The sequence below is a fragment of the Guptibacillus hwajinpoensis genome (genome assembly GCF_001039475.1).
GTDB classification, from domain to species: Bacteria; Bacillota; Bacilli; order Bacillales; family Guptibacillaceae; genus Guptibacillus; species Guptibacillus hwajinpoensis.
Map to the genome: position 1 here is coordinate 188356 of NZ_LELK01000004.1, position 15012 is coordinate 203367.

The following is a 15012-nucleotide window of genomic DNA, read 5'->3' on the forward strand; positions in this document are numbered from 1 at the left end:
TGAATAGATTCCATTTTTTCGAGGAGCGTGAAAATCTTCGTGAATGTTTTTAAATCAATTAATCCGCTTGAACAAGCGCTGAACGCTTCGATGATGCAACAGCGTACCGTTACGTCTAACATATCGAACGTCGACACCCCTAATTACAAACGTCAAACCGTTTCATTTCAAGATAACCTACAGGAAGCAATGAACAAGAACTTCCAAAGCTACAAATCAAACCCCAAACACGTACCTTTTAGTAACGAAACAAATAGATCGAATACCGTTATCAAGACAGATAACAGTACAGTGAATAATTCCAATGGAAATAACGTTGATATGGATGTTGAGATGGCAGAGCTTGCTAAAAATCAACTATGGTACAACGCAATGATTGAGAAAACAAACAGCCAGTTCCGTGATTTGCAAACGGCTATTAGAGGGAGTTAACTGAAGTGAATTTGTTTAATGGATTCAATACAAGTGCCTCAGCGCTAACGGCGAATCGTCTTAGAATGGATGTTGTATCGTCGAATATTGCGAATGCGGAAACAACTCGTTCTGAACTAGTTGATGGGGAATGGCAGCCGTACAAAAGAAAAGTTGTAGAGCTTCAAAAACATTCATTTGAAAGTCAGCTTCAGTCGGCTATGGGGAAGGGGAATGCAGCTTCAGAAGGCGTAAAAGTAGCAACAATTAAAGAAGATCAAGCACCAACTAAGCCAGTCTATAATCCAACCCACCCTGATGCGAATGAAGAGGGGTATGTTGAGATGCCAAATGTTGACATGGTGAAGGAAATGGTTGATATGATGTCGGCTTCTCGTTCCTATGAAGCAAACGTTACAGCGCTTAACGCAACAAAAAGTATGTATATGAAAGCCTTAGAATTAGGTAAGTGATGAGCTTAGGAGGATAACATGAACACGATTAATGCACTTCAGCAATTACCGGCTCTACAGCAGCAGAAACCAGCTGTTTCTTCAGGGGAAGCAACGGCGGATTTTGGACAGATGCTTCAAGATGCGATTAAACAAGTGAACAATAACCAAGTGCAGTCTGAACAAATGACAAACAAACTCGTTACCGGTGAAGTACAGGATGTCCATGAAGTTATGCTTGCATCTCAAAAAGCCTCGCTATCCCTTAATCTAACTGTAGAAGTAAGGAATAAAGTGATTGAGTCCTATCAAGAAATCATGCGTATGCAAATGTAGTATGTCAGGGATGGATAATAGATGAACCAACAACTACTTAATTTCAAAAGTCGCTGGGTAGAAACCTGGGGCAGCTATTCAAACAAAACGAAGTGGCTCATCGGAGGGACATTTCTGTTTACTCTCCTTTTGCTTCTATTCCTTGTTTTCTGGATGTCTAAACCAAATTTAACGCCAATTTATTCGAATTTGACGCCAACGGAAGCGGGCGAAATTAAGGGAGCAATTGAACAGAAGGGTATTCCTGTAGAGGTATCATCCGATGGGACAACCATCAGTGTACCGAACGATCAGGCATCTGATTTAAAAGTCAGTCTTGCAGCAGAAGGAATTCCGAAGAGCGGTAATGTTAATTACAGCATTTTCAGTGAGAACATGGGGATGGGAATGACGGATCGCCAGTTCGACGTTGTTGAGCGGGATGCAATGCAAAATGAGCTCAGCTATTTAATTGAGCAAATCGCAGGCATTAATGAATCAAAAGTAATGATTACACTTCCAGCTGAAAGTGTCTGGTTAGATGAAGAAGGAGACACAGCTTCGGCTTCTGTCGTCGTAACAAGAGATCCTGGCGCTCAGCTTGATCAGGGGCAAATAACGGGACTCTATCATCTTATTAGTAAAAGTGTGCCTAATCTTCCAGTCGAGAACATTGTCATTATGGACCAAAACGGTACAGCATTTGACTATGGCGAGAATCAAGTTGATACAACTCTATCATCCTATCAACAACAGCAGGACATTCGTAAAGGTATCGAAAAAGATTTGCAAAAAGAACTACAGCAAATGCTTGGAATGATCTTAGGTCAGGATAAAGTTGTTGTATCTGTCATCACGAGCGTTGACTTCACAAAAGAGAAACGAACGGAAGATTTAGTTGAACCCGTTGATGAAGAGACTGGAGAAGGAATCGATATCAGCGTTGAAAAAATCAGGGAATCCTATTCTGGAGATCCAAATGCCATTGAAAGTGGTACTGGAACGGACGAAGGTGAAATTCCCAATTATAACGCTGATGACCCGAATGCACAGGGCGACGGTTCTTACGAAAAAGTGGAAGACCGTATAAATCGTGAAGTGAATCGAATTCATAAAGAGATTGAAGAAAGTCCATATGTTATCGATGATATCACGATAAATGTTGGTGTAGAGCCACCTGTGGCAGATGATGCCACAACCCTAACAGCTGCTTCAATAGAAGATATTCGCACAGTGCTTAAGAATGTTGTCCGTACGTCGTTAAGTGAAAGCGATGTACCACTTGAAGACCCAGCACTAGAAGAGCGGATTTCTGTTTTTGCGAATGAATTTAAAGGGCGTCCAGGTTATGTGGAGCCTCAACCTGGATTCTTCCAAACGATGACTAGTGCAGTACCACCATGGGTTTTTTATGCCGTTGGTGGCGGGGTTGGTATTCTCCTTATTGGCGGAATGATGATGCTATTTCGTAGACGCGGAAGAAAAGAAGAGGAAGACGACTACATGGAGTTCGAGCAATCCTACAGTGCACCTGCTCCAGCTGCAGCACCTGAAGATCACTATTTGCCGAGGGAAGAACGTGAAGTGGATATGACTCCTGAGCTTCTAATTGGTAAAGAAGAAATTGAGAGTCTAGCAAAAAATGATCCAGAAGAATTTGTGAAACTACTAAGACTATGGATGAACGAAGAATAGGAGGAGTTGGATTGTGCCTAACGTAGAAGAATTATCAGGAATACAAAAAGCTGCGATCCTTCTTACTTCTCTTGGACCGGAGCTCTCAGTACAAACGTTTAAACATTTAAGTGAGAAAGAAATTGATCAGCTTGCGCTTGGTATTTCAGAGCTTCGACGAGTAGAGCCTGAAGAGCGTGAAGGTGTTGTGGATGAATTTATCCAAATGGTAAAAGCAAAGGATTATATTGCGGTGGGTGGATTTGAATATGCTCGCCAGATTCTTGAGAAAGCGCTTGGGCCAAAGAAAGCGGAAGAAATTATTAACCGACTTAGAGCGAACTTGAAAGTGAAGCCATTTGCCTTTGCGAGAAAGGCGGATCCAGATCAAATTCTGAATGTGGTTCAGCAGGAGCATCCTCAAACGATTGCACTCGTTCTCTCCTATCTCGATGCCAAGCAATCTTCGAAAATATTATCCTCTTTGCCACAGGAAAGTCAGGCAGATGTAGCGAGGCGAATTGCCTTAATGGATAGTACTTCACCAGAAGTAATTAGTCAGCTTGAGAATATTATCGAAAGTAAACTAAATGCAACCGGTGCACAGGACTATGCCTTTACAGGTGGCGTCGAAGCGATCGTTCAAGTGTTAAGCGGTGTCGATCGAAGCACCGAACGAACGATTCTTAGTACGCTTGAGAAAGACGATCCGAATCTTGCGGAAGAAATTAAGAAGCGGATGTTTGTGTTTGAAGATATTGTTACGCTTGATGATCGTTCAATCCGTCTCGTTATTAGCGAAGTGAAGGACGAGGATCTCTCTATTTCACTAAAAGTGGCAAGCGAAGAAGTGAAGAATACGATTTTCCGCAATATGTCTAACCGACGAGTGGATACAGTGAAAGAAGAAATAGAACTGATGGGTCCTCTTCGTCTTCGAGAAGTCGAGGAAGCGCAGTCGCGTATCGTTTCCGTTATCCGTTACCTTGAAGAAACAGGTGATGTGATGATTGCACGTGGCGGAGGAGATGATCTGATTGTCTAACATCATTCGGAATACATCCGGAACTAAGAGAGCAGTTCCTAAAGTTCTTGAACAAAGAACCGTTATCGAAAGCAAAAAGCAGCGCATTCTGCCGACTCGTACAACAACAATTGACGAGAAGAAGTCTCAGCTTCTTGAAATGATGATTCGTCTTGAAGACATGTACCACACCATTCGAACAAAGCTTAGCGAAGAAGAAGCGAATGTTCATCGAAATCTTGAGCAAGTGCAGAAACAAAAAGAGCTCGAATGGCAGGAAATCACTAAGCAAACGTATAGAGAAGCAGAGGAGCAAGGCTACGCCTCTGGTTATGAAGCGGGTATGCAACAGGTTCACTTTGAAATGAGTAGTCAAAAGCAAGAGATGGAAGCGGTGGTGAAGGGTGCTTATGACAAAAAGGAAGAATTGGTTCAAAGCGCTGAACCGTTTCTTCTATCATTAAGTACTTCAATCGCTAAGAAAATCATGTTGAAAGAAATGGAACAGAATCCAGAAACAATGCTTTCCATGGTGAAAGAAACGCTTAAGAAAGTGCAGGATCGCGGTGAGGTTGTTTTTCAAGTGTCTGCTGAAGACTATCAGCATATGGTGCCAATGGTCGATGAGCTTGAGAAGCAACTTGATGTAAATGCAAGTCTGAAACTCGTGCCAATGAGCGATTTGGAAGTAGGTTCAGGACTAGTACATACACCAAGTGGTTCTTATGATATATCCATTAATAGTCAGCTTTCTGAAATCAAGAAACAGCTGCTTTCGATGTTTGAGGAGAGCAAACCACATGAGCATTAAAGTCGAGCCCTACCTCTCATTACTTGATTCGATGGAAACCGTTCAGAAATATGGGAAAGTCACACAGGTGATTGGTCTGACGATTGAATCACTTGGTCCAGAGGTGAAAATCGGTGAACTATGTTACTTATATCCAGGCCCATCAAAAACTCCAATTGAAGCCGAAGTTGTTGGGTTTCGAGAGAACCGTGTGCTTCTTATGCCTATGCATGATCTATCAGAGATTGGACCAGGGTGTCTTGTAGTCGCTACAGGTCAACCACTTGAAGTGAAAGTGGGCTATTCTCTCTTAGGTACGATTTTGGATGGAAGAGGCAGGCCGCTTGATTATTCAGAACTACCCGGCGGATTAAAGGCAGTCTCAACAAACCGAAAACCTCCAAATCCGATGACAAGACCAAGAATTTCGACCCCATTTCAACTTGGCGTTCGCGCAATTGATGGTCTTCTAACCGTCGGTCAAGGTCAGCGAATCGGTATTTTTGCAGGAAGCGGTGTTGGTAAAAGTACGTTAATGGGGATGGCAGCCCGGAATTCTGAAGCGGATGTGAACGTTATCGCATTAATCGGTGAACGAGGGCGAGAAGTGAGAGACTTCATTGAACGCGACCTTGGGGAAGAAGGATTGAAGAAGTCCGTTGTCGTTGTAGCAACATCGGATCAACCACCGTTACAGCGAATTAAAGGAGCGCTCACAGCAACAGCCATTGCTGAATTTTTCCGTGATCAAGGGAAAAGCGTGATGCTTATGATGGACTCTGTCACTCGTTTTGCAATGGCGCAGCGTGAGGTAGGACTAGCTATCGGTGAACCACCAACAAGTAAAGGCTATACACCGAGTGTGTTCGCTCTTTTGCCAAAGCTGTTAGAACGATCTGGTACGTCTGATGCGGGATCGATTACCGCTTTTTATACCGTTCTCGTTGATGGTGACGATATGAATGAGCCAATTGCAGACGCCGTACGAGGAATTCTTGACGGTCATATTGTTCTTGATCGTAAGCTTGCGCAAAAAGGGCAGTACCCAGCGATTAACGTATCGCAAAGCGTTAGCCGAGTTATGAAAGAAATAGTGACATCTAAGCATATGAAGGCAGCGGAAGAGTTCAAACGTCTTCTAGCTGTTTATGTCTCATCTGAAGATTTGATTAATATCGGTGCATATAAAGCTGGAACAAACAGCAACATCGATAAAGCAATCGCGAGTCATCCAGAAATAGAGAAGTACATAAAGCAAGGTATTGATGATACCGCATCTTTTGAAGATAGTCAGGAATGGCTATTAACACGATTTGGAAAGGATGAATAACCATCGCCACTTTTCAATTCCCATTTCAGCGAATTCTTGATGTAAAAGAAAACGAGAAAGCACAGGCTCAGCTTGAAATGGCTGAGGTGCTTAAAATGCAGGTAGATTTGGAACGTGCAATCGCTACTCTTGATCAGGAAATCTACTCTATGCGTGAACGACTTGAACAGCGACAGCTCGATGGGCTATCTATAACGGAACTTCTAAAAGCAGAAGAGCACATCAGCTATTTAGAACGACAGCTTCAAGGCCAACAGAATCAATTGATTCAAATCAACACGCAATTAAGCAGCCACCAGGATGCCTTAGCGACGAAAGTAAAAGAAGAGAAAACTTGGCAATCTATTAAAGAAACGCGGAAAGAAGAATTTCATCGCGATCTCCAAATAATTGAGCAAAACGAGTTGGATGACTTAAATACTGTTCGTGCATACATGCTTGCTAGAAATGGATAGTCTTTCAAGCTATGAAACGTGTAAACAATGAGAGCTAAGGGTGTGAGACCGATGCGAAAAAGACAGAAGAGTTCATGGAAAGAACGAATCATACACGGCTTTCTACTCCCACTTGCATTTATGGCAACGGTACTTGCAGTGGTCTTGCCTTTTCTAGGATATGATCTCATTGGAATGGCTACTTCCGTTAGCGAGAAACCAATTGCATATGTTGGTGATGCCATTTCTGCAGAAGCATCGGAAGACAAAGAAAATGAGCTAGCAGCACTTCAGCAAGAACTGGCGAAGAAGGATAGCGAAATCACGCGGATGAACAAACAGCTTGATGAACAAGAAATTGAAATCGAACAAAAGCAGGCAGACCTTGAATCGTTAACAGAAGAAATGAAGCAAGAGTTAGCGGACAAGGAAGAGCGTCAGAAGAAGCTCCAGGGGTTAGCGAAAACGTATGAGGGAATGTCAGCTTCGAAATCAGCCTCCATTCTGGAGAAGCTTACGCTAAATGAAGCAGCACTATTGCTCGATAATATGGGCAGTACAGAGCAAGCGGCGGTCCTCGGTAAAATGAATTCTTCGATCGCAGCTGATCTCACAATTGCCTTACGTGATCTTGAGAAAGCAGCTGATCCTGAGATTTCTGCTCTACAAGAAAGAGTGACGCTTCTGATGAATGCAATAGATCGGAAAAAGAGTTCTCTTTCTACTAGTGACGTAGCGAAAAATTTATCAGAAATGCCTGACGATGAAGCAGCAACGATCCTTGAAGAAATGGGTAACGAAGAGGATAAATCGACAGGTGCTTCCATTCTAGCAAAGCTCGATAAAGCGAAAAGAACCGCCCTCCTTGAAGAAATGGACGAATCGGTCGCTTCTATGTATATCGCAGAACTAGCTGATTGAGGGGAGGTGAAAACGTGAAAACAATGATCCAGCCACTTGGAGCACCACCCGCTCAACCTGTAAAGGCAAAAGCCGCTGGTGATGCAACTGGATTTGCGCAGTTATTAACAAACGTCATGGAGACGATTGAAACAATACAGCCAGAATCACAACCTCAAGCAGAATCTAATTCGTCAGAAAAGCAGCCAAAAGAAGAGCAAACAGTACCATTCATTCCATTACTTACCATTACTAATTTGCCAGCCGAACAGACTAGTAAACCGCTACCTTCTTCAAAAGATTCGAAAGAAGCAAGTGAAGCAAATGAGCCGCTTAATTCTCTGCTTGCTCAGATGAACCCTGAAAAAGGAAAGCCTAGCGAAATAAAACTTCCTGGATTTATCAAAAGTGAACTGCTGAAACTCGATCCGGATGTTGAACAGTTAGTAAAGCTCGCCAATTCTAAGACGGTACCCGTTGAAGAGTTAAAAACAGCGATTGCTAAAGCGATGGTAGAAAACAATGAAACGCTAACGAAAAAGGATCAAAGCAACCTTCTAGCTACGTTAAAAAGTAGTGAAGGGGTAACGAGTATGAAAGATTCTCTTGCAACGCTTATGCAGAAAGTAGACGCAAGACAGGGAACAGGAGAACAGCTTGCAACTGACGCAAAGCAGCCTGTTATGAAGGATTCTCTTGCAACGCTTATGCAGAAAGTAGATATAAGACAGGGAACGGGAGGGCAGCTCGAAACTGAAGCGAAACAGCCTGCTGAAAGTCTTCCGCAACCTGAAATAGAACCTTCTGAAAATCTTGAACCAGCAAAAACGCAAGTAGACGACCAACCTGAGAGTCTCCCTCAAATGAAAACGAGTGAGGCGCCACAGTCGCTCGTTAAGGAATCCAATACACTCGTTCCTGTTCGTCAAGTGAGTACGAGTTTAAGTGACATGATAATGGGTCGAATGCAGGTTATGAAGAATGGGGATGAGTCTCACATTCGGATTAAACTTTCTCCTGAGAATTTAGGACAGCTGGATATTCGATTAACCACAACGGATGGGAAAGTGACTGCCTTTATTGCAACCGCAACTTCAGCCGCTAAGGAAATGATTGAATCACAGCTACATCAGCTACGCCAAACGCTTGTTCAGCAGGGGGTTCAGCTCGATAAGGTAGAAGTGATTCAGCAACCAACTTCCCCGTCAAGCTCCATGTTGCAGGATGGTCGCTCACATCAGGGTCAACAGTTTGATCAGGGAAAGCAGCATAGAGGCGAGCGTAGGGATGAATATGAAGTAGACGACAATCCGCTCATCACACAGGACAAAGAAGAGGAGAATAGCGGAATTAACTACGCTGTATAGGAGGGATAAACCATGAATACGGGCTCTGTCACATCTTCACAAATATCTACAACCCAACAGCAGAAAACAGCACAGTCTCAGGAAATACTAGGTAAAGACGATTTCTTAAAGATTCTCGTTGCCCAGCTTTCGAACCAAGATCCGATGAAGCCTATGCAGGATACGGAATTTATTGGTCAGATGGCACAGTTTAGTTCACTAGAGCAAATGACGAATATGAACAGTTCCATGACCAAATTTTTCGATAACCAGCTGCAAAGCTCTATGACTGATCATGCGCACCTCATTGGAAAAAACGTAAAGTGGTCAGAAAATAACGTCGTTGCATCTGGTAAGGTACAGGCTGTTGTGTCCAAAGAAGGTAAAATCCTTGCCGAACTCGATGATGGTAAACAGATCGATATCTCCCTCTTAGAACGCATCGAAACGGGTGAATAGCATGGGAAACATTCAAGTCAATCAAGTGTATTATCCAAAGCAGCCGCTGAAAACAGCCCAAAACCAAGAAACAACCAAGTCATCTTTTGCGGATCAGCTTAAACAAACGCTTCAGTCACAGGTGTCGTTTAGTCACCACGCAAAAGTTCGACTCCAACAGCATGGTATTTCACTTTCTGATCACCAGCTTCAAAAGCTCAATGACGGAGTGGCATCAGCAAGAGAAAAAGGATCGAAAGAATCGCTCATGCTGATGAAAGATCTCGCATTTGTCGTCAGCGTAAAGAATAACAAAGTAATCACGGCTATGAAGCAAGATAGCATGGAAAACCAAATCGTAACGAACATTGATTCAGCACTAATTCTATAACGGCTGGACCGAGCAGGAGGCCGATCGCTGTGGACCGATTGAAGCAGCGACATAATCGAGAGGGGCATAAACATGTTAAATTCAATGTACTCAGGCGTTTCAGGAATGAGAGGCTTTCAAACAAAGCTAGATGTGATTGGGAATAATATTGCGAACGTTAATACGGTAGGATTCCAAAAAAGTAGAGTATTGTTTGAGGATCTACTTAGCCAAAGTGTAGCAGGAAATTCAGTTAATGCTAAACAAGTAGGGTTGGGCTCTTCCCTTTCAGCTATTAATACAGTAGATAGTCCGGGGTCTCCTATGACAACAGGTGTGCAAACTGACTTAAGTATTCAGGGTGAAGGGTATTTTTCTGTTACGGACGGACAACAAGAGTACCTTGCAAAATCCGGGTCATTTCAAATTGATAGTCAAGGAAATCTAGTAACTATGCAAGGTTATTCCGTATTGGATGAAAATGATGCACCTATCATTAATATTGATCGAATTAGTAGTGTTGATAAAGCTGGTTTAATAACGTTTCAAGACACTAATGGAGACCAACAACAAGCACAATTGAAAACAAGCACTGTCCCAAATACCGCTGGTTTAGAGAAGATGGGGAATTCTCTTTATCGTGAAACAGATAAATCAGGTGTTATCCAGGCGATGCCTAACGAATCCAGAGTCATCTCTGGTCAACTCGAAATGTCTAACGTCGACCTAACTGAAGAATTCACCGAGATGATTCTTGCACAGCGTGGTTTCCAAGCCAATTCAAGAGTTATCACAACTTCGGATGAAATGCTTCAAGAAATCGTCAACCTAAAACGATAGGGGGTAAGGGCTGAGTTATGACAGCCCGCTCTATACATATGATTACGTTAACGAAATTAAACCGTGAATCGATGATGTTGAATGCCATTTACATTGAAACGATTGAATCCATGCCTGATACTATGATTCTACTTACGAATGGAAAAAGGTATGTTGTGACTGAATCAGTTGAAGAAGTGAAGCAGTTAGTGACTAACTTTTATCGCGATATTAACGTGCTAGCTAATCCAAAATAGAACGAACGGGGGTGACGAAATTGTCTGATATGCTATCACCAGCAACGGTTGATGCGCTTCTGGCAGCGATTGATGATAAGGGTCAGAAGCCAATGAAAGAACGTAAAGTTCAAACGTATGATTTTAAACGAGCGCTTCGCTTTTCTCAAGATCATATACGAATTCTCACAAGAATTCACGAGAATTACGCCCGACTAATGACAACTTATTCTTCAGCGCAGCTTCGGACGATTATACAAGCCTCCGTTCATTCTGTTGAGCAAATGCCATTTGAGGAATTCGTGAAGTCCATTACGGATAATTCGATTATTAGTCTGTTTGTTGCTTCTCCACTACAGGGACAGATGGTACTTGAGGTAGCCCCTGAACTTGCTTATGCGATGCTCGATCGGATGCTTGGAGGGCAGGGAGGTCAACCAGATAAGCTCACGCACTTAACTGAAATTGAAACGATGGTTATTGAACGTATTTTCAGTAAGATTCTAGAGAGCTTTCAGGATGCATGGACCTCTGTATTGAAGTTAAAAACAGAGCTGAAAGAACTTGAGGTTAATCCGCATTTTCTACAAATTGTTTCTCCGAATGAAACGGTTGTTACTGTTAAGTTAAATGTGACAGTGGGAGACGTGAACGGAACGATCCGTCTTTGCTTGCCTCACTTAGTACTAGAGCCGATTATGCCAAGACTTTCTGCACATCACTGGCTTTCAAATCAGAAGAAAGACCGAGAACCTCAGGAAAGCAAGGCGCTTGAAAAGCGATTGAAGAAAACGAACCTTGGGATTATTGCTGAGCTTGGTCATTCGGAAATAACGATTGAAGAATTTTTGAATCTTGAAGATGGTGATGTGATTCGGTTAGATCAGACGGTAACCGATTCGCTAGTTGTTAAGGTGGATAATCGCGTGAAGTTCCATGGACAGCCGGGAACGTCAAAAGGTCGGATGGCCGTCCAAATTACGGAAGTGAAGGAAGAAGAGGAGGATAAAGGCCATGACGGATGATCGCCTGTCAGAAGGAGAACTAAATGCTCTGTTTCAAGAGACCGCAGCAGGAAAGGAGGAGTATGACGTGCAATTTCAGACGATTGAGAAAGAAGCACTAAGTGAACTGTTTAGTGTTTCTATGGGAAGTCTTACAACAACGTTATCTTCTGTTTTCATGCAAGAAGTCGTTGTATCCAATGTAACAATGAACGTTTTAGAGGAAGAATCTTTCCGAAAAGGAATAGCGCTTCCTTATGTAGAAGCATCATTTCGCTATGAAGGAGCGGCTTCTGGAAATGCCATTTTAATGTTAAATCCTCCAGATGCACAGGATATGGCTGATATTTGGCTTGTTGCAAAGGGAGATGAGGAAGAAGGTAGCGTTGATCAAAGCCTTACTTCTGTTGTAACAGGAATGATGGAAAGTATTTATAAAGGCTTAAGCATGGCGTCAGGCTCTTCGTTTGCCGGCACGTTCACCAATTTACAAGTTGTTTCAGAACCTAGTAACTCCGTTCTATTTGATGGATCTGGAGCGAGTGATTATATCGATGTATCGTTTGATCTCTCCATTGGTTCAATCGTTCAAACGAATGTTCACCACGTTATGCTTGGATCTGTCGCAAAGCAAATGAGCGAACTACTCGTAAGTGAAGAAGATCTACGTGCAGCCGAAGTAAAGGAAAATGAAAAAGATTCGCAGAAGAGGCAAAAACCTGATTTGCAACCACTCGATCAGCATGAAGCGGCTGAACCGGAGAAGTCATTCGCATCAAGAGTAAGTGAACCTGAGCCGAACATTCAAAACGTTCAATTCACGAATTTCAGTCAAGCCGACCATCCTTATGGGGAGCAGCGGAATCTTAATATGCTTTTAGATATTCCGCTTCAAGTGACCGTTGAACTCGGACGTACTAAGCGTGTTGTAAAAGACATTCTCGAGTTATCACATGGATCGATTCTGGAGCTGGACAAGCTTGCAGGTGAGCCGGTCGATATTCTCATTAACAATAAACTGATCGCCAAAGGCGAGGTTGTCGTTATTGATGAGAACTTTGGTGTACGAGTAACAGATATTCTTAGTGCAGCGGAACGGTTATCGAAGCTGCGGTAAATCAAGGAGTGTATTAGAGTGAGACAGCTTTTTTTAGGCATCATGACACTCCTGCTAGCAAGCTTTTTGCTAACTGCTCCAGAAGAAGCGTTGGGAGCGACAGATGGAGATGGAAGCGTCAAGGATTGGCTGACGGAAGACGGAAATGCGCCTAACCAGGAAGAAAAACCAGAAGAAGTAGAAAGCGCCGATACGAATATTTTCTTTCTACTGCTCAAACTTGTATTCTATACGATTGTTGTTGTTGGACTTATCTATTTGCTCATTCGATTTCTTTCAAAACGACAGCATAAGCTTCAGCACCATTCGGTGTTCACACCAATTGGTGGAACACCGCTTGGGAACAACAAGTCTGTGCAAATGGTAAAGGTGGGTAACTCTCTTTATATGCTAGGGGTTGGCGATACTGTTAATCTGCTGAAAGAAATTAATGATGAAGAAGAAGTGCAAAGCATAATGGATACAGCTCGGGATCAGAATACGGGCTTCTCATTTATGACTAACAAGCAAACTGGTATTCAGGATATGGTGCAAGCAAGCTTGAAGCGACAGAGAAGCAAGCGGACCAAATATTGGGATGACGATGATGGAAGGGACGATAAGTAAATGGATTTGCTCATAAACTTAACGATCCCGGGATTAGATTTCGGATCTAACGCAACAGAAGACGTATCTGTCACCGTTCAGCTTGTGCTCCTTCTAACAGTACTATCGCTTGCTCCTGCTATTCTCGTACTGATGACATGCTTTACGAGAATCGTTGTTGTCCTATCCTTCGTTCGATCAGCGCTTGCAACACAATCGATGCCACCAAACCAGGTGTTAGTAGGACTTGCTCTATTTCTTACCTTTTTTGTAATGTCGCCCGTTCTTTCAGAGATTAATAGTGAAGCACTTCAGCCTTATTTGAACGAGGAGATTGGGCAAGAGGAAGCGTTAGATGCGGCGGAACTTCCTATTAAGGAATTTATGGCGGGGCATACGCGTGAGAAAGACCTAGCTCTTTTCTATAAATACGCAGAGCTTGAAAAGCCTGAGTCTGTCGAAGATATAAGATTAACCGCTCTTGTACCAGCTTTTGCAATTTCGGAATTGAAAACAGCGTTTCAAATTGGGTTTATTATTTTTATTCCGTTTCTTATTATCGATATGGTTGTAGCGTCCACGCTCATGGCGATGGGTATGATGATGCTTCCACCCGTTATGATTTCACTACCGTTTAAAATTCTACTATTCGTGCTTGTCGATGGCTGGTATCTAGTTGTCGAATCACTTCTACTAAGCTTCTAAGGAGGCCGACGATGACGCCAGACATGGTCATATCACTCGCAGAAGATGCGGTTTATATTGTTATTATTGTTTCAGCTCCGCTCCTATTGATTGCGCTTGGAGTTGGTTTGATTGTTAGTGTGTTTCAAGCAATGACGCAGATTCAAGAGCAGACGCTCGCGTTTATTCCCAAAATCATTGCCGTGCTCTTAACGATCATTTTGTTTGGACCTTGGATGCTAACAACCCTAATTGATTACACGACGAATTTGTATCAGAACCTGTACAGGTTTATCGGTTAACGATGGAAAGTATTATTAACGCCCTACCGCTATTCTTGCTTGTCTTTATGAGGGCGACGTCTTTCTTCATTACAGCACCAGTGTTCTCAACAAGGAGTGTTCCAAACCGCTTCAAGGTGGGTCTAGGCTTTTTCATCGCACTGATTGTCACGGCAGGACTCGGAGCTGAGACGGAGCTCACGCTTGATCTAGCATTTGTCATTTACATTCTTAAAGAATTATTTATTGGTCTTGCACTTGGTTTTATCGCGTCACTAATTCTGTATACCGTTCAGGTTGCAGGTGCCTTCATAGATTTCCAAATGGGGTTCGTGATGGCAAACGTCATTGATCCACAAACGCGAGCGCAAGTTCCGATTATCGGTAACTTTAAGTACATGCTTGCCCTACTGTTTCTCGTTTCCGTTGATGGCCACCATATGATGCTTGATGGACTGGTGAGAAGTTATGAACTTCTTCCTGCTGACGCATTACTGACGCAGGCTGATCGTCAGTCACTTACGAGATTCATAGCAGAAGTTTTCTCAGGCATGTTTTTCTCGGCATTTCAACTTGCCCTTCCGATTGTTGCATCCCTCTTTCTAGTAGACGTAGCGCTAGGTCTTCTTGCGAGAGCAGTGCCACAGGTTAATATTTTTGTCGTTGGTTTGCCACTGAAAATTTTTGTTGGCTTTGTTCTCATTCTCGTCACGATTCCGACGTTCTTCTTTCTATTAAGAGGCGTTTTCCGCGAAATGCTCGATACGATGGGGCAGCTTATACAAATACTGGGTGGGTAGCA

20 protein-coding genes are annotated in these 15012 nt (G+C 42.9%); all 20 read left to right on the forward strand.

What is annotated here, in order from left to right:
* Nucleotides 1–39: 39 nt before the first annotated feature.
* A complete protein-coding gene (flgB, locus tag AB986_RS11380) occupies nucleotides 40–432 on the forward strand; it encodes a flagellar basal body rod protein FlgB (RefSeq protein WP_048311281.1) in 393 nt (130 codons plus the stop codon).
* A 5-nt stretch (nucleotides 433–437) separates the two neighbouring features.
* The gene (gene flgC / locus AB986_RS11385) at nucleotides 438–884 is read left to right on the forward strand and encodes a flagellar basal body rod protein FlgC (RefSeq protein WP_048311282.1); all 447 of its coding nucleotides are present in this window, start codon (nucleotides 438–440) and stop codon (nucleotides 882–884) included.
* A gap of 18 nt (nucleotides 885–902) precedes the next feature.
* Nucleotides 903–1199 (forward strand): flagellar hook-basal body complex protein FliE, encoded by a 297-nt coding sequence (gene fliE, locus AB986_RS11390; RefSeq protein WP_048311283.1) that lies wholly within the window; start codon nucleotides 903–905, stop codon nucleotides 1197–1199.
* A 21-nt stretch (nucleotides 1200–1220) separates the two neighbouring features.
* Nucleotides 1221–2873 carry a flagellar basal-body MS-ring/collar protein FliF gene (gene fliF, locus AB986_RS11395; RefSeq protein ID WP_048311284.1) on the forward strand — a complete coding sequence of 551 codons (1653 nt, stop codon included), beginning with the start codon at nucleotides 1221–1223 and terminating at the stop codon, nucleotides 2871–2873.
* 10 nt (nucleotides 2874–2883) lie between these two features.
* A complete protein-coding gene (gene fliG, locus AB986_RS11400) occupies nucleotides 2884–3897 on the forward strand; it encodes a flagellar motor switch protein FliG (protein WP_048311285.1) in 1014 nt (337 codons plus the stop codon).
* The gene (locus tag AB986_RS11405; RefSeq protein WP_048311286.1) at nucleotides 3890–4687 is read left to right on the forward strand and encodes a FliH/SctL family protein; all 798 of its coding nucleotides are present in this window, start codon (nucleotides 3890–3892) and stop codon (nucleotides 4685–4687) included. Before fliG ends, AB986_RS11405 begins: the two co-directional genes overlap by 8 nt.
* Nucleotides 4677–5996, forward strand: coding sequence for a flagellar protein export ATPase FliI (gene fliI / locus AB986_RS11410; protein WP_048311287.1), 1320 nt, complete (start codon nucleotides 4677–4679; stop codon nucleotides 5994–5996). Before AB986_RS11405 ends, fliI begins: the two co-directional genes overlap by 11 nt.
* Nucleotides 5997–6028: 32 nt before the next feature.
* The gene (locus AB986_RS11415) at nucleotides 6029–6451 is read left to right on the forward strand and encodes a flagellar export protein FliJ (RefSeq protein ID WP_269082706.1); all 423 of its coding nucleotides are present in this window, start codon (nucleotides 6029–6031) and stop codon (nucleotides 6449–6451) included.
* 51 nt (nucleotides 6452–6502) lie between these two features.
* Nucleotides 6503–7351: a MotE family protein gene (locus AB986_RS11420; RefSeq protein WP_048311289.1), complete on the forward strand. Its 849-nt coding sequence runs from the start codon at nucleotides 6503–6505 to the stop codon at nucleotides 7349–7351.
* A gap of 23 nt (nucleotides 7352–7374) precedes the next feature.
* The gene (locus AB986_RS11425) at nucleotides 7375–8697 is read left to right on the forward strand and encodes a flagellar hook-length control protein FliK (protein ID WP_236690404.1); all 1323 of its coding nucleotides are present in this window, start codon (nucleotides 7375–7377) and stop codon (nucleotides 8695–8697) included.
* Between the two features lie 12 nt (nucleotides 8698–8709).
* Nucleotides 8710–9135 (forward strand): flagellar hook assembly protein FlgD, encoded by a 426-nt coding sequence (gene flgD, locus AB986_RS11430; RefSeq protein ID WP_048311291.1) that lies wholly within the window; start codon nucleotides 8710–8712, stop codon nucleotides 9133–9135.
* A 1-nt stretch (nucleotide 9136) separates the two neighbouring features.
* Nucleotides 9137–9505 carry a TIGR02530 family flagellar biosynthesis protein gene (locus AB986_RS11435; protein ID WP_053216142.1) on the forward strand — a complete coding sequence of 123 codons (369 nt, stop codon included), beginning with the start codon at nucleotides 9137–9139 and terminating at the stop codon, nucleotides 9503–9505.
* Between the two features lie 72 nt (nucleotides 9506–9577).
* Complete coding sequence (locus AB986_RS11440; protein WP_048311292.1) at nucleotides 9578–10324, forward strand: flagellar hook-basal body complex protein; 747 nt, start codon at nucleotides 9578–9580, stop codon at nucleotides 10322–10324.
* Between the two features lie 38 nt (nucleotides 10325–10362).
* A complete protein-coding gene (locus AB986_RS11445; protein WP_048311293.1) occupies nucleotides 10363–10560 on the forward strand; it encodes a flagellar FlbD family protein in 198 nt (65 codons plus the stop codon).
* A 20-nt stretch (nucleotides 10561–10580) separates the two neighbouring features.
* Nucleotides 10581–11564, forward strand: a complete 984-nt coding sequence (fliM, locus tag AB986_RS11450) for a flagellar motor switch protein FliM (RefSeq protein WP_048311294.1) — start codon at nucleotides 10581–10583, stop codon at nucleotides 11562–11564.
* On the forward strand, nucleotides 11554–12660 hold the full coding sequence (gene fliY / locus AB986_RS11455; protein WP_053216143.1) for a flagellar motor switch phosphatase FliY: 1107 nt from the start codon (nucleotides 11554–11556) through the stop codon (nucleotides 12658–12660). Before fliM ends, fliY begins: the two co-directional genes overlap by 11 nt.
* A gap of 18 nt (nucleotides 12661–12678) precedes the next feature.
* Complete coding sequence (locus AB986_RS11460) at nucleotides 12679–13266, forward strand: flagellar biosynthetic protein FliO (RefSeq protein WP_053216144.1); 588 nt, start codon at nucleotides 12679–12681, stop codon at nucleotides 13264–13266.
* Nucleotides 13267–13950, forward strand: coding sequence for a flagellar type III secretion system pore protein FliP (gene fliP, locus AB986_RS11465; protein ID WP_048311295.1), 684 nt, complete (start codon nucleotides 13267–13269; stop codon nucleotides 13948–13950).
* A gap of 11 nt (nucleotides 13951–13961) precedes the next feature.
* Nucleotides 13962–14231, forward strand: a complete 270-nt coding sequence (gene fliQ / locus AB986_RS11470) for a flagellar biosynthesis protein FliQ (RefSeq protein WP_048311296.1) — start codon at nucleotides 13962–13964, stop codon at nucleotides 14229–14231.
* Nucleotides 14232–14233: 2 nt separating this feature from the next.
* A complete protein-coding gene (fliR, locus tag AB986_RS11475; protein WP_048311297.1) occupies nucleotides 14234–15010 on the forward strand; it encodes a flagellar biosynthetic protein FliR in 777 nt (258 codons plus the stop codon).
* Nucleotides 15011–15012 lie beyond the last annotated feature (2 nt).